Raw genomic sequence first — 13,102 nt, forward strand, 5'->3', positions numbered from 1 at the left:
TCAGCAAATGGGAGGAAATCATGAAAAGAATTCTCAGTGTCTCAACTGCGGCCACCTTATTGGCCTCGGTTGCATTCGCAGAGCCGGTCGTCGGTGTAAGCTGGTCCAACTTTCAGGAGGAACGTTGGAAGACTGACGAAGCAGCCATCAAATCGGCGCTTGAAGCAGGTGGTGCTGAATACACCTCGGCAGATGCGCAGTCGTCTCCCGCAAAGCAGCTGTCGGACATTGAAAGCCTGATCGCCCAAGGTGTAGACGCGCTTATCATTCTGGCACAAGACTCACAGGCGATTGGACCAGCTGTTCAGGCGGCTGCCGACGAAGGTATCCCGGTGATCGCCTATGACCGTTTAATCGAAGATGATCGTGCCTTTTATTTAACGTTTGACAACGTCGAGGTTGGCAGAATGCAGGCCCGCGCAGTCTTTGAGGCGATGCCCAAGGGCAACTACGTCATGATCAAAGGTTCTCCCACCGACCCGAACGCGGATTTCCTTCGTGGCGGACAGCAAGAGATCATCGGCGCAGCAGTGGACAGCGGTGACATTGTGATTGTTGGTGAAGCCTACACAGATGGCTGGTTGCCCGCCAATGCTCAGCGGAACATGGAGCAGATTTTGACGGCCAATGAAAACAACGTGGACGCGGTTGTCGCTTCGAATGACGGCACGGCAGGTGGCGTTGTGGCCGCTCTGACCGCGCAGGGCATGGAGGGAATTCCCGTGTCGGGTCAGGACGGAGACCACGCTGCATTGAATCGGGTCGCGTTGGGCACTCAAACCGTTTCGGTTTGGAAGGACGCCCGTGAGTTGGGTAAGGCAGCCGGTGAAATCGCGGTCGCACTCATCGGAGGCACAAGTCCCGCAGATGTCGACGGCGCAGTCAGCTGGACTTCACCCGGGGGCACAGAGATGAACTCGGTCTTCCTTGCACCGGTACCGATCACCAAGGACAACCTTTCAGTAGTTGTAGATGCAGGATGGATCCCACTTGAAGATCTATGCCAGGGCGTGGAAAACGGCCCTGCTCCCTGCAACTAAACTTCACAGTCCCTGGCCCTTGTGGGGCCGGGGACCCTTGCTGACTATGAAAGATCGGAAATGACCGAAACTTCGTCTCAGCCGATACCAGAAAAAGCAAAACCCAGCCTGTTCCAACAGTTGGAACTGGATATGCGGCTTTTGGGAATGATCGGCGCGTTTGTCATCCTTTGCATTGGGTTCAATATCGTCACGGATGGGCGGTTCCTGACACCTCGCAACTTGTTCAACCTGTCTATCCAGACGGTTTCGGTCGCCATCATGGCGTGCGGGATGGTGTTCATCATCGTCACGCGGCACATCGACTTGTCGGTCGGAGCGCTGTTGGCAACAACCTCGGCAGTGATGGCGATGACACAAACCGAGCTGCTGCCGCATATGCTGGGAATGGGTTTGAACAACCCGGCAACTTGGGCGATTACGATAGTGGTCGGGCTGTTTGTGGGCACATTGATTGGTGCATTCCACGGCTGGATGGTCGGCTATCTTACGATACCGGCCTTCATTGTCACTCTCGGTGGGTTTTTAGTCTGGAGAAATGTGGCGTGGTATTTGACCAGTGGTCAAACCATTGGTCCGCTGGACAGCACATTCCTAATGTTCGGCGGTACAAACGGAACATTGGGTGCAACGACAAGCTGGCTATTCGGGCTTTTCGCTACCGCAATCGCTATATGGGCCTTGTGGAGCGGACGACGGGCAAAAGCTGCACACGGTTTCCCTGTCAAACCGATCTGGGCCGAGACCACCATGGCTGGGATAATCGCGATTGCGATCCTCGGATACGTTTTCATCGTCAATAGCTACGCCATTCCAACGCGTCGACTGCAACGTATGTTCGAAGCGCGCGGAGAGACGATGCCCGAAGGGCTTGTTGTAGGGTACGGCATTCCAATTTCGGTGCTGATATTGATTATCGTTGCGGTGACTCTGACGATCGTGGCGCGGAAAACCCGGTTTGGCCGATACATCTTTGCCACCGGCGGCAACCCGGATGCAGCAGAGCTTTCTGGCATCAATACACGGCTGCTGACCGTGAAGATTTTTGCTCTTATGGGTTTCCTGTGCGCCGTTTCCGCTGTCGTCGCCTCGGCGCGTCTGGCAAACCACTCGAACGATATTGGAACGCTGGACGAACTGAGGGTCATCGCAGCCGCAGTTATCGGTGGGACCGCTTTGTCAGGTGGCATCGGCACCATCTACGGTGCGATCCTCGGCGCACTGATCATGCAAGCGCTTCAATCAGGCATGGCCATGGTCGGCGTTGACGCGCCTTTCCAGAACATCGTGGTCGGCAGTGTTCTCGTGCTGGCCGTTTATATCGACATCGTCTACCGCAAGCGACTGGGGGCAAAGTGATGCAAGCTCAGGATACGCAGAAATCCCCCGCCAACTCTGGTCGTGGTTCTGGCGCGCCGCCATTGGTCGAGATGCGTGATATCTCGATTTCTTTCGGTGGAATCAAGGCAGTAGACCATGTGTCGGTCGATCTCTTTCCGGGTGAAGTCGTTGGTTTGCTTGGACATAACGGGGCCGGAAAGTCTACTTTGATTAAGGTTCTGTCCGGCGCCTATCAAATGGATCACGGCGAAATTTTGATTGATGGCAAACCGGTCGAGATCGGCAATCCCCGTGATGCGCGAGCAAACAATATCGAAACCATTTACCAAACGCTTGCGCTGGCCGACAATCTGGACGCAACTTCGAACCTTTTCCTGGGGCGCGAGATGACGACGCCTTTTGGGTTGGTCAACGACGCGGCTATGGAGGCCGAGTGCCGAAAGATCATGGCGCAGCTCAACCCGAACTTTCAGAAGTTCAACGATCCTGTTTCCGCGTTGTCGGGGGGGCAAAGACAATCTGTGGCGATTGCTCGGGCCGTCTATTTCAACGCCCGCATACTGATCATGGATGAGCCCACGGCGGCGTTAGGCCCGCATGAAACGCAGATGGTGGCGGATCTGATACACCAGTTAAAGGCACAAGGCATCGGAATTTTCCTGATCGATCACGACGTGCATGCGGTTATGGAACTGTGCGATCGCGCCTCGGTCATGAAAAACGGGAAATTGGTTGGCACCGTGGAAATTGCAGACGTCACAGACGACGATCTGTTGTCGATGATCATTCTCGGCAAACAGCCAGCACAAAAAGCAGAGTAGGGGGCAGAAATGCCAAGCGGATTTTTTGAAGGGATCGAGCAGATCCAGTTTGAAGGTGTTGAAAGCAAGAACCCGATGGCCTTTCGGTATTACAATCCGGACGAAATTGTCATGGGTAAGCGTATGGAAGACCATTTGCGGTTTGCAGTGGCTTGGTGGCACTCATTTGCTTGGGAGGGAGGAGACCCCTTTGGAGGGGCGACCCTGGAACGCCCATGGCATCCGCAGGATAATATGGGGCGAGCCCGCCTGAAGGCAGACATCGCTTTCGAAATGTTTGAGATTTTGGGCCAGCCGTTTTTTTGCTGGCACGACGCCGACATCCGGCCCGAACAAGGAAATTTTGCCGACAATCTGAGAACCCTGGAAGAAATCACCGATTATATTGGTGAAAAGATGCGCGTGTCTGGTACTAAGTTGCTTTGGGGGACGGCCAATATGTTCAGTCACCGCCGGTGGATGGCTGGCGCCAGCACTAACCCTGATCCCGACGTTTTCGCGTTTGCCGCAGCAACTGTAAAGTCATGCTTGGATGCGACCCATAAACTGCGTGGCGAAAACTATGTGCTCTGGGGCGGACGTGAAGGGTACGAGACCCTGCTGAACACGGATTTGAAAACCGAGTTGGACCACATGGGCCGGTTTCTGAACATGGTCGTGGAATACAAACACAAGATTGGGTTCAAGGGCACCATTCTTGTGGAACCCAAACCTCAGGAACCTTCCAAGCATCAATACGATTATGACGCGGCAACCTGCATCGGATTTCTTCGGAAATACGGGTTGGAGAACGAAGTAAAGCTGAACCTAGAGCAGGGACACGCGATCCTTGCGGGGCATAGCTTCGAGCATGAAATCGCGGTTGCTTCTTCAGAGGGTATGTTGGGTTCGATAGATATGAACCGCAACGATTACCAATCTGGGTGGGATACGGACCAGTTCCCGAATAACACGCCAGAGGTTGCTTTGGCATACTACTACATTCTGAAAGCTGGTGGATTTACAACCGGGGGCACAAACTTTGACGCCAAAATACGCCGGCAATCGATTGACGCCACCGACTTGTTGGCAGCTCATATCGGCGCCATGGACATATGTGCGCGTGGTTTGAAAGCAGCGGCTGCAATGATTGAAGACGGTGGTTTGGATCGAGCGCTGTCAGAACGGTACTCTGGTTGGAGCGCACCCGGGGCGGCGTCAATGTTGGACTGCAGCCTGGAAGAAATCGCCGCTCGAGTTGTTCATGAAGGGATCAATCCTGAGCCAAAATCAGGACGCCAGGAAATACTAGAGAATTACGTGAACAGGTTTGTGTGACCAAGGAAACTGATACATAGGGACAGGTTTCCAGGCGGGCTATGCTTGCGGCAGACCCCTGAGTGATATCCGGGTGCGCTAGTCTCTCTGAGAATCATCGTGGCGAGTCTAGTTCGTTGGCTGACAAACTTCGCTGGTAAGACTGCCCAATCCTGCCAATGGGTTACCAAATTGCGCCAAAGCCTTTTGCCCCTTCTGATTTTTCGTGTGGGAATTGAGAAGGTTCGAGGCTGGGTTCCAAAGGCCAGCGATGAAGACGCGCTGTCGATGGCACATGCACCGTGACGCAGGTGTTGAAAATCTCGCTGGTAGCAGGTGCTCAAGTGTGCGGGCCTGCCCAATGATTATCTGTCTGCCTAAATCCGTGGCGCCACTCTGCGTGATTGCATTGCCCTGTGAGGCGCGGTCAAGTCTGAATATGGCAAGGCTTATGTGGCTATTCACCTTGGGCAGACAGTGGCGCGGTCCCTTCGTGCCGCTGATTTTTGCCTTTTCCTGCATCTCGAGTATCGAGATGAGCCTGACCCGGCTGACTGTGTTCAAGCCGCTGATGAGGTCGATCAAACTGGATGTCGACCGCCGCGAGGACAGGGTGGTCGCCACCTATTCCTCTGGCGACCAAGATGTTTCCGCCCCGCCCACCGCCGCTCGTCTCGAAGCGGTCGATTTCATGGAATGTTGATGGGTATACCTGCTAACATATCGTTGCAGGTGAAACGATATTGGCTTATTCTACGCGAAGCATGCAACTCGATGATTTTTTTCCATACCGATTGGCTGTCGCGTCCGAAGCGTTCTCAAGAAACCTTACGGACGTCTATGAGCGCGAACTGGGCCTCTCGCGTGAGGAATGGCGATTGCTGTTTCTGCTGGCAAATGTAGAAAGCATGACGTCGCTGGACCTCGCACGGCGGACGACACTTGATAAAGTACAGGTCAGCCGGGCGGCCAAACGCCTTGATGAAAAGGGGCTGATCGTTCGTGAAACCTCAGACGAGGATCGTCGAATCCGGGTTTATCGCTGCACGCCCGAGGGGTTTCGCCAGTTTCAGCATCTAGAGCCAAAGGTGCGGGAACGGGCCAACCGTATGCTTGATGCGCTGACCCCCGAGGATCGCGAAGCGCTGGAGCAGGGAATATCGGCGCTTATGATCGTGGCCAAATCCGACTGAAATAAAGGACAGAGGTCAAAATGACCTCTGCCCATACCTGTCACGGCCGATCATGGGCCGAAAGCAGCGTGCCCACGCAGGATCCAAACCCGACACGATGGTCCTTACCGTGCGCGGCACCGCGCAGTGTGAGCTTATCGCCATCTTCCAGAAAGCTGCGCTCGTCTCCGCTGTCCAGGGTCAGAGGCTCTTTGCCGCCCCAGCTAAGCTCCAGCAGGCTGCCGCGATTTTCCTTTTCAGGGCCGGAAATTGTGCCTGATCCCAGCAAATCCCCCACTCGCATCGGGCAGCCGCTGGTCGTGTGATGGGCAAGTTGCTGAGCCGCGGAATAATACATTTCGTTGTAGTTGGTACGCGCGATAATCGTCTCTGCCGTACCATCAGGTGCCAGCCCGACCTCAAGGGCGATATCATAAAGCATCGGGCCGGGTTCCTGCAAATAAGGAAGCAGCTCTTTTTCGCGCTCGGGTGTTGAGGTGCGGAAGGGTTCCAGCGCCGCTTTGGTGACGATCCACGGGCTGATCGTGGTCGCGGTGGCCTTGGCCTGAAACGGGCCAAGCGGCTGATACTCCCATGCCTGAATGTCCCGCGCGGACCAGTCGTTAAGAAGAACATAGCCAAAAATCATGTCATCGGCCTGCTGAACCGATACAGGCCCGTGCGAAGGTTGCCCAACGATTGCGCCCATCTCCAGCTCCAAATCAAACCGCCGGGACGGGGCAAAGATCGGCGCGTCCATATCAGGGCTTTTGAGCTGGCCCCACGGGCGGCGTATGTCCGTGCCACTCACCACGATCGATGACGCACGTCCGTTATAGCCGATCGGAATGTGCAGCCAGTTCGGGGGCAGGGCGTTTTCAGGGCCACGGAACATGGTGCCGACATTGAACGCATGATTGCGGCCTGCATAGAAATCCGTGTACTCGGCGACGTCGAACGGCATGGCCATCGTGGCGGAGGCCATCGGAACAAGATAGGCGGTCAATTCGTTCTGACGGTCAGATCCTGCGGCCAGTGCCTCGGTCAAAGTAGCGCGGAATTGGCTCCAGACCTGAGCCCCAAGCGCCATGAACCCATTCCATGACCCGCTCGAAAACACTAACGCCTCGGGCAGATCAAGTTTGCCGTCCATCTCCATCTGCGTCACGTCGAGGATCATGTCTCCGATAGCCACGCCACAATGCGGCGCGCCCGCGCCGGTTCTGAAAACACCATAGGGCAGGTTGTTTAGCGGGAAGTCGGTCGCGGCCGAGTTGGCGCTTTCGACCCAAGAGGGCAAGAGTTTCGTCATGGTTACACCTTTAAGCCGCGTCGGGCTGATTTTCGGGGCGGGCGTTGTTGAACGCCGTAAGGGAAAGGGCGCGTTCCTCGATCCCGAGAAGGCGGGGGAAGGGGGACATATCAACGCCCCAGCGATGCGCGTTATAAAGCTGGGCTACGAGGCAGATGTCGGCGAGGTCGGGAAAATCCCCGAAACTGAACGTCGTCGCCTTTGGCAGCAGTGCTTGATAGGCGGTAAATCCTTCGGTCATCCAATGGCGGAACCAATCAAGCTGGCCATCTGCCGAAAGCCCCATGTGGGTCTTGAGGTGGGTCAGGACCTTGAGGTTGTTCACCGGGTGGATGTCTAACGCTATGGTCTGCGCAGCGGCCTGAACGCGGGCGCGTTGGAGCGGTTTTGTCGGCAATAGCCGAGGCTCAGGGACGATAGTGTCCAGATACTCGATTATCGCAAGCGACTGGGTCAGAACAGTGCCGTCCTCAAGAACAAGGGTCGGAACACCCTTGCAGGGATTAAGTGCCGCGTAGTTGGGGGCACACTGCTCTCCGGCGACCAGATTGACCGGGCAGGTTTCATAGCTGAGACCTTTGAGATTCAGAGCAATCCGGACCCGGTATGAGGTCGTAGAACGCCAATAGGAGTAAAGTTTCATGACCTCATCCAGCAAGTCTTAGCGCATAGTCAAAACCTGACGGCTTCAGGTCCCGCGCCGGATCAGACACCCGGCGCGGGAAAGTGCATCAGGCGCTTTTGTTGAGTTCTTTGGCGTGCAGCCAATCAGCGTGTTTCGGTGCTTTCTTGGTTTTCGACCAATCTTCGAGCATCAGCCATTTCACCTCGTCCATCCGTGCCAGCATCGCTTCTTCCTCTGGGTCGGGGCAGGCCAGTTCGATCCGGTGGCCTGAGGGATCGAAGAAATAGATTGAATGAAAGATCGAATGGTCGGTGACTCCAAGAACTTCGACGCCGTTGGCCTCGAGGTGTTCTTTGAACTCGATCAGGGTTGCGCGGTCCTTGACCTTGAAGGCGATGTGCTGAACCCAGATCGGAGTATTCGGGTCGCGGCCCATTTCAGGCTTGGTCGGTAGTTCGAAGAACGCCAAGACGTTGCCATCACCGGCATCCAGGAACAGATGCATGTAGGGGTCCGGCTCGTGGGTCGAGGGCACATGGTCCTCGGCAATGGCCAGAATGAAATCCATGTTCAGCATCTTGCCATACCACTCGACGGTTTCCTTGGCATCTTTGCAGCGATAGGCGACGTGGTGAATTTTTTCGATTTTCATCGTGTCTTCCTTTCCGAATGGGTTGGGTTTGGGTGGTTCACATCAGTCCCACAAGCCAGAGCGACAGTGAGGGAATGAGGATGAGCAGGGCCAGCCGCAGGATGTCGGCGATCCAGAAGGGCAGGACGCCCTTGAAGATGGTTGCCAGCGACACGTCCTGAAGAACACCTTTCAGTACGAAGACATTCATGCCGACCGGGGGGGTGATCAGGCTGATCTCGGTCGCGACAACAACGACGATGGCGAACCAGATCAGCGCGTTTTCGGGATCGAGCAACAGTTCGTTGGCGAACTCCAGCTCGAACATCAGCGGATAGAACACTGGCACCGTCAGCAGGATCATCGACAGGCTTTCCAGCACGCAGCCAAGCACCATGTAGACCACGATGATGAACACGATCACCGCCCATACGGGCATTTCGTTGTCGATCACAAAACTGGACAACGCATCGGGCAGCCCGGCGAAGTTTATGAAATTGGTGAACAGCTCGGCCCCGATAATGACGGCAAAGATCATCGCAGTAGCTCGGATGGAATCCATCGTGGCGGCGAAAAACCCACCCCATGTCATGGACCGCAAGGCTACAGCAATCAGCACCGATGCGCCTGCACCCATACCTGCCGCTTCGGTTGGGGTGAAAAACCCGCCGTAAATCCCGGTCATGATGAACAGGAACAGGCCCAGCACACAGAAGACGCCAACCAGGTCGGTCCGGCTCATCGGTTCGGTGTTTTCTTCTTCGGGCGCCAGCGCAGGGTTTACACGCACCGCAACCATGACCGCGCCAAGATACAGGAGCACACCGATGATGCCTGGTATGATGCCAGCAATGAACAGTTTGGCGATGTTGGTCTCGGTCAGCAGTCCATAGATGATCAGGATCACCGAGGGCGGGATTAGGATACCCAGCGTGCCGCCAGCCGCGATGGAGCCGGTTGCAAGGCGGTCATCATAGCCAAACTTGCGCATCGAGGGCATCGCGACCTTGGACATGGTCGCAGCGGTCGCCAGTGAAGACCCGCACACCGCGGAAAAGCCCCCGCAAGAGAAGACGGACGCCATGGCAAGGCCGCCGCGCAGTTTGCCAAATAGCCGGTCAGCACCCGCAAACAGGCCATGTGCGACGCCGGATCCAGCCAGCACGTTGCCCATGAAGATAAAAAGCGGAATGACTGACAGGCTGTAGGACAGTGCGGTATCGAAAGCCACTTGGCCGGTCATCGCCCAAGCCGGTTCCCAGCCGCGCATATAGGCAAAGCCGAATCCACCAACCGCCGCCATGGCAAAGGCAATCGGCACCCGCAACAGGATCAACCCCAGAAGGACGGCAAAACCGATGAGTGATTCAATCATGGCAAAGCCTCCGGAGGCGCTTGATCGGAATTGCGCTCTTTCGGCGGTTGCAGGCCGCGCAAAAAGGCGATGAAGGCCGAGACCATGCAGGACACGCCCGCCAGATATCCAAAGGGGGCCAGCGGGATCTCCAGCGCGTTACTGACCGCGCCGTCATGGGCCGCCTTGGCCGCATGGGTAAACAGCCGCCAGGCGAAGGTGGCCAGAAGGGCGGCGGAAAACAGCCCGGCAAAGGCGGAAAGCAGACGTTGGGTATGCTTGCCGAGAACCATGTTCAGCAAGTCGACCTCGATATGCTCGCGCCGCTCTGTTGTCAGCGGCAAAGCCAGAAAAACAAGGGCTGCAAGCAGAATTTCGGTAAGTTCGAATGCACCGGATAGTGGTGCATTCAGAAAGTAGCGCCCGATCACATCCACACAGGTGATGAGAATGAGGCAGAACAGGATCAGAGCGGCGCCGGCACCAAGCGTCCTGTCAAGCAGCAGCCCGATGTCCAGCCCCTCTTCCGGGGGCTGGTCGGGGAAACGATGGCGAAGCCGCTCCATGGATCAGAAATCCACACCAGCCTGCTTGCGCAGTTCTTCGAGGGCTGCCGCTCCGTCATAGCCATCAGCCGAGATTGCCTCGGACCATGCAACTTCGGCGTCAGCCGCCCGGGACTTGATCGCATCAACCACGGCAGCCGGAGCTTCGTAAACCGTGATCCCAGCTTTTTCAGCAGCTGCGCTGCCTTTTTCGTCGGCTCCGATCCAGGCCTCGCCAACCAGCGTGGCAAAAGCCTCGCCCGAGATCGCTTCGATCGCGGCCTGGTCCTCTGCGGAAATCTCGTTCCACTTGTCTTCGTTCATGACCATGAACCAGGTTGTGTTATAGAGACCGCCGGGCACTTTCATCGTGTATTTGACGTCTTCGGTCAGCTTGAACGCGGCCAAGGCATCATAGGGGAAGGTGACCCCGTCGATCACGCCGCGCGACAGCTTCTCATAGACCTCGCCCGAGGACATGAAGAGCGTTGTTGAGCCCATGCCCGACATCAGATCGGAAATATAGCCACCGGGGACGCGGATCTTCAGACCAGCAAAATCGTCGGCGGTTTCAATTTGACGGACGTTGTTGTGCAACATGCCCGGGCCGTGCACGAACAGACCCAGAAGCTTGGTGCCTTCATGCTCTTTCTGGGCTTCCAGCGGACCGGAATACACGTTCCAGAACGCTTTGGAACCAGCCACGGCGTCATCGCCGATGAACGAAAACTGGCCGATGCGCGACCGGGTGAAACGGTCATCGGTGGTGAACGAGTGCAGACCATAGGTGATGTCGGCAATACCGTCGGCTGCCATGTCGTAATGCGCGGGCGGCGGGCCCAGCGGTTTGGCCAATACACGGACCGTCACGCGCCCGTCGGTGACTTCTTCGACCTGCTTGGCCCAGGGTTTGATCGCGCCAGTCACGATCGGGTGGCGCGGTGGTAGCCAGCTGGACAGGGCCAGAGTGGTGTCGGCCATCGCGCTCGATGCGAGCGACAGGGCGATGGAAGTTGCGCCGACGCAGGCGAGGGCGCGGGTTTTCAGGTTCAGTTTCATAGTTTCCTCCCTATGAAGTGTCAGATTTCAGCAGCTTTGATCGCTTCGGTCAGAACCGAGCGTTCGCCGATGTGGTTAGCCAGTATCAGGATCAGGCGGGCGCTTAATGCGTCGCTTTGGTCTTTTTCCAGCCCGTCATGAGCGGCCAGAAGCTCGGCGTAGAAATCATCGACGCCATCAATGTTAGGGGTCAGGATCAAATCAGTCATGGGGCTTACTCCTTGCCGACCGCGCGCCGGATCGAAGCGCGGATTGCATTTTCGTCAAAGCCAGGCCGGCGAGAGGCCACGTGTTGATCAGGGCGGATCAGGTAAACCGCGCTGTCGGCCTCGCCCAGATACCGCTTTTTTAGAGCGCCGGTTTTGTCATCCTTGACCGAAAGCGCCAGGCGCGTGACCTGAACACCGTCTTCCTCGATCATGTCAGGGGCATCGGCGTCGATGGTCAAAAGGATGAATTCGTCGCCGAGTTTGGACAACAGGAAATCGTCGGCCAGCGGCGCATCAGGGCAAACCGATCCGGGGCGCGATTGTGCGGGGCCGTTCAGGGCATCTGCAGAGTTGAGCGGCGACCCGTCATAGGTGCAAGGCACCGACAGGCGACCGGAATTCACCATGGGGCGCGCAAATTCGTACTTTTCGGACAGCGAAAGCACGGCGTCGCGCAGAATGCGGCTCGTTTCGGACTTTGGAGTGATGAAATCCGTCGAACGGGTCGAATTCAGGATGTTTTCATCCGCGCCATGGATGCGTTCAACGTCGTAAGTGTCCAGCAAGCTTTCTGTGGCTTCACCGCGCATCACCATGCCCAATTTCCAGCCGAGATTGTCGACATCCTGCATGCCCGAGTTGGCTCCGCGTGCGCCAAAAGGTGAAACCTGATGCGCTGCGTCCCCAGCAAAGAACACGCGACCGTGGCGGAAACTGTCCATGCGCTTGCACTGGAACGTATAGATTGACGACCAGACCATGTCATATTCAACACCTTTGCCCAGGAACGCGTCGAGACGGCGGCGGATGTTCTCCTCTTTCATCTCTTCGGCCCGGTCGACATCCCAGCCGATCTGGAAATCCACGCGCCAGACGTCGTCGGGTTGCTTGTGCAGCAGGGTGGACGCACCCGACCCGTGGGTCGGTTCGAACCAGAACCAGCGTTCGGTCGGAAAGCTGTCGTTTTTCATCTTGATGTCGGCAATCAGGAAACTGTCCTGGAAAACTTTGCCGGTGAAATCCAGATCCAGCATCGTGCGCAACGGCGACGAGGCCCCATCACACCCGATCAGCCAGTCCGCTTCGAGCGTATAGGGGCCATCCGGTGTCATGATGGAAAGGGTGACGTGATCATCGTGCACTTCGACGGCATCCACGCGGTTCTTGCCGCGGATTTCAATCGGAGCTCCTTGCGCCTGCAACTCCTCAAAGCGGTCGAGCTGGTAACTTTCGTAATAGGGCTGCTGCATGTTGATGAAGGCGGGATATTCATGGCCTTCCTCAGGCAGCAGGTTAAACTCGAAAACTTGGTCGTCTTTGTGAAAGACCTTGCCGAGGTTCCAAACCACCCCTTTGTCAACCATCGGCTTGCCACAGCCATAGCGGCCAGCAACCTCTAGACAGCGTTTAGCAAAACAGATCGCGCGCGATCCCATGCCGACACCTTCGTGGTCGTCCAGCACCAGTGTCGGAATGCCCTGCCGCCCAAGATCAAGCGCGGTGGCCACGCCAATCGGTCCCCCGCCCATCACCACGACGGGATGACGGACCGGTGACACGGCGTCTTGATCGGTCGATTTCTCATAGGGATAACGCTTGTAGGCAAGCGTGTATCTGTCATCGAACATCGGTTTTTTCCTCTGGCTGCGCGCGTTTCACTTTGATTGGGCGTCCGACCGAATGGCCGGGCCGACAGT

14 protein-coding genes are annotated in these 13,102 nt (G+C 56.6%); 6 read left to right on the forward strand and 8 right to left on the reverse strand.

Annotation, left to right across the window (positions count from 1 at the left end):
• Window positions 1–20 precede the first annotated feature (20 nt).
• The 6 genes from xylF (at window position 21) to ACR0IK_RS21835 (ending at window position 5,691) form a co-directional block, all read left to right on the forward strand.
• Window positions 21–1,040 (forward strand): D-xylose ABC transporter substrate-binding protein, encoded by a 1,020-nt coding sequence (gene xylF / locus ACR0IK_RS21810; protein ID WP_480643252.1) that lies wholly within the window; start codon window positions 21–23, stop codon window positions 1,038–1,040.
• 60 nt (window positions 1,041–1,100) lie between these two features.
• Window positions 1,101–2,399 (forward strand): sugar ABC transporter permease, encoded by a 1,299-nt coding sequence (locus tag ACR0IK_RS21815; RefSeq protein ID WP_480643253.1) that lies wholly within the window; start codon window positions 1,101–1,103, stop codon window positions 2,397–2,399.
• Window positions 2,399–3,202 carry an ATP-binding cassette domain-containing protein gene (locus tag ACR0IK_RS21820; protein WP_480643254.1) on the forward strand — a complete coding sequence of 268 codons (804 nt, stop codon included), beginning with the start codon at window positions 2,399–2,401 and terminating at the stop codon, window positions 3,200–3,202. The genes ACR0IK_RS21815 and ACR0IK_RS21820 overlap by 1 nt, the downstream gene beginning before the upstream one ends.
• 9 nt (window positions 3,203–3,211) lie before the next feature.
• Window positions 3,212–4,519: a xylose isomerase gene (xylA, locus tag ACR0IK_RS21825; RefSeq protein WP_480643256.1), complete on the forward strand. Its 1,308-nt coding sequence runs from the start codon at window positions 3,212–3,214 to the stop codon at window positions 4,517–4,519.
• Window positions 4,520–4,991: 472 nt separating this feature from the next.
• Window positions 4,992–5,201: a hypothetical protein gene (locus tag ACR0IK_RS21830; protein ID WP_480643258.1), complete on the forward strand. Its 210-nt coding sequence runs from the start codon at window positions 4,992–4,994 to the stop codon at window positions 5,199–5,201.
• A gap of 61 nt (window positions 5,202–5,262) precedes the next feature.
• Window positions 5,263–5,691 carry a MarR family winged helix-turn-helix transcriptional regulator gene (locus ACR0IK_RS21835; protein ID WP_480643260.1) on the forward strand — a complete coding sequence of 143 codons (429 nt, stop codon included), beginning with the start codon at window positions 5,263–5,265 and terminating at the stop codon, window positions 5,689–5,691.
• Between the two features lie 40 nt (window positions 5,692–5,731).
• Here the strand turns inward: ACR0IK_RS21835 and fahA are convergent, their stop codons facing one another.
• From fahA to ACR0IK_RS21875, 8 genes are all read right to left on the reverse strand, one after another.
• Window positions 5,732–6,982, reverse strand: coding sequence for a fumarylacetoacetase (fahA, locus tag ACR0IK_RS21840; RefSeq protein ID WP_480643261.1), 1,251 nt, complete (start codon window positions 6,980–6,982; stop codon window positions 5,732–5,734).
• 10 nt (window positions 6,983–6,992) lie between these two features.
• Window positions 6,993–7,625: a maleylacetoacetate isomerase gene (maiA, locus tag ACR0IK_RS21845; protein ID WP_480643263.1), complete on the reverse strand. Its 633-nt coding sequence runs from the start codon at window positions 7,623–7,625 to the stop codon at window positions 6,993–6,995.
• 88 nt (window positions 7,626–7,713) lie between these two features.
• Entirely contained in the window at window positions 7,714–8,259 is a 546-nt protein-coding gene (locus ACR0IK_RS21850; protein WP_170516642.1) for a VOC family protein, read from the reverse strand.
• 37 nt (window positions 8,260–8,296) lie between these two features.
• Window positions 8,297–9,613: a TRAP transporter large permease gene (locus tag ACR0IK_RS21855; protein ID WP_480595856.1), complete on the reverse strand. Its 1,317-nt coding sequence runs from the start codon at window positions 9,611–9,613 to the stop codon at window positions 8,297–8,299.
• The gene (locus ACR0IK_RS21860; RefSeq protein WP_480643265.1) at window positions 9,610–10,158 is read right to left on the reverse strand and encodes a TRAP transporter small permease; all 549 of its coding nucleotides are present in this window, start codon (window positions 10,156–10,158) and stop codon (window positions 9,610–9,612) included. The genes ACR0IK_RS21855 and ACR0IK_RS21860 overlap by 4 nt, the downstream gene beginning before the upstream one ends.
• A gap of 3 nt (window positions 10,159–10,161) precedes the next feature.
• Window positions 10,162–11,196 carry a TRAP transporter substrate-binding protein gene (locus ACR0IK_RS21865; RefSeq protein ID WP_480595860.1) on the reverse strand — a complete coding sequence of 345 codons (1,035 nt, stop codon included), beginning with the start codon at window positions 11,194–11,196 and terminating at the stop codon, window positions 10,162–10,164.
• A 20-nt stretch (window positions 11,197–11,216) separates the two neighbouring features.
• Complete coding sequence (locus ACR0IK_RS21870) at window positions 11,217–11,405, reverse strand: DUF2783 domain-containing protein (protein WP_170406772.1); 189 nt, start codon at window positions 11,403–11,405, stop codon at window positions 11,217–11,219.
• A gap of 5 nt (window positions 11,406–11,410) precedes the next feature.
• Window positions 11,411–13,033, reverse strand: a complete 1,623-nt coding sequence (locus tag ACR0IK_RS21875) for an FAD-dependent oxidoreductase (RefSeq protein WP_480643266.1) — start codon at window positions 13,031–13,033, stop codon at window positions 11,411–11,413.
• Window positions 13,034–13,102: the final 69 nt, after the last annotated feature.

It is taken from the genome of Ruegeria sp. BF7, from assembly GCF_056538605.1.

Excerpts from the sequence above, each read along its gene's own strand:
- ACR0IK_RS21850 (WP_170516642.1), bottom strand. The coding sequence starts at position 8,259 with ATGAAAATCGAAAAAATTCACCACGTCGCCTATCGCTGCAAAGATGCC.
- ACR0IK_RS21815 (WP_480643253.1), top strand. The coding sequence starts at position 1,101 with ATGACCGAAACTTCGTCTCAGCCGATACCAGAAAAAGCAAAACCCAGC.
- ACR0IK_RS21820 (WP_480643254.1), top strand. The coding sequence starts at position 2,399 with ATGCAAGCTCAGGATACGCAGAAATCCCCCGCCAACTCTGGTCGTGGT.
- fahA (WP_480643261.1), bottom strand. The coding sequence starts at position 6,982 with ATGACGAAACTCTTGCCCTCTTGGGTCGAAAGCGCCAACTCGGCCGCG.
- ACR0IK_RS21835 (WP_480643260.1), top strand. The coding sequence starts at position 5,263 with ATGCAACTCGATGATTTTTTTCCATACCGATTGGCTGTCGCGTCCGAA.
- ACR0IK_RS21855 (WP_480595856.1), bottom strand. The coding sequence starts at position 9,613 with ATGATTGAATCACTCATCGGTTTTGCCGTCCTTCTGGGGTTGATCCTG.
- maiA (WP_480643263.1), bottom strand. The coding sequence starts at position 7,625 with ATGAAACTTTACTCCTATTGGCGTTCTACGACCTCATACCGGGTCCGG.
- xylA (WP_480643256.1), top strand. The coding sequence starts at position 3,212 with ATGCCAAGCGGATTTTTTGAAGGGATCGAGCAGATCCAGTTTGAAGGT.
- xylF (WP_480643252.1), top strand. The coding sequence starts at position 21 with ATGAAAAGAATTCTCAGTGTCTCAACTGCGGCCACCTTATTGGCCTCG.
- ACR0IK_RS21870 (WP_170406772.1), bottom strand. The coding sequence starts at position 11,405 with ATGACTGATTTGATCCTGACCCCTAACATTGATGGCGTCGATGATTTC.
- ACR0IK_RS21860 (WP_480643265.1), bottom strand. The coding sequence starts at position 10,158 with ATGGAGCGGCTTCGCCATCGTTTCCCCGACCAGCCCCCGGAAGAGGGG.
- ACR0IK_RS21865 (WP_480595860.1), bottom strand. The coding sequence starts at position 11,196 with ATGAAACTGAACCTGAAAACCCGCGCCCTCGCCTGCGTCGGCGCAACT.
- ACR0IK_RS21875 (WP_480643266.1), bottom strand. The coding sequence starts at position 13,033 with ATGTTCGATGACAGATACACGCTTGCCTACAAGCGTTATCCCTATGAG.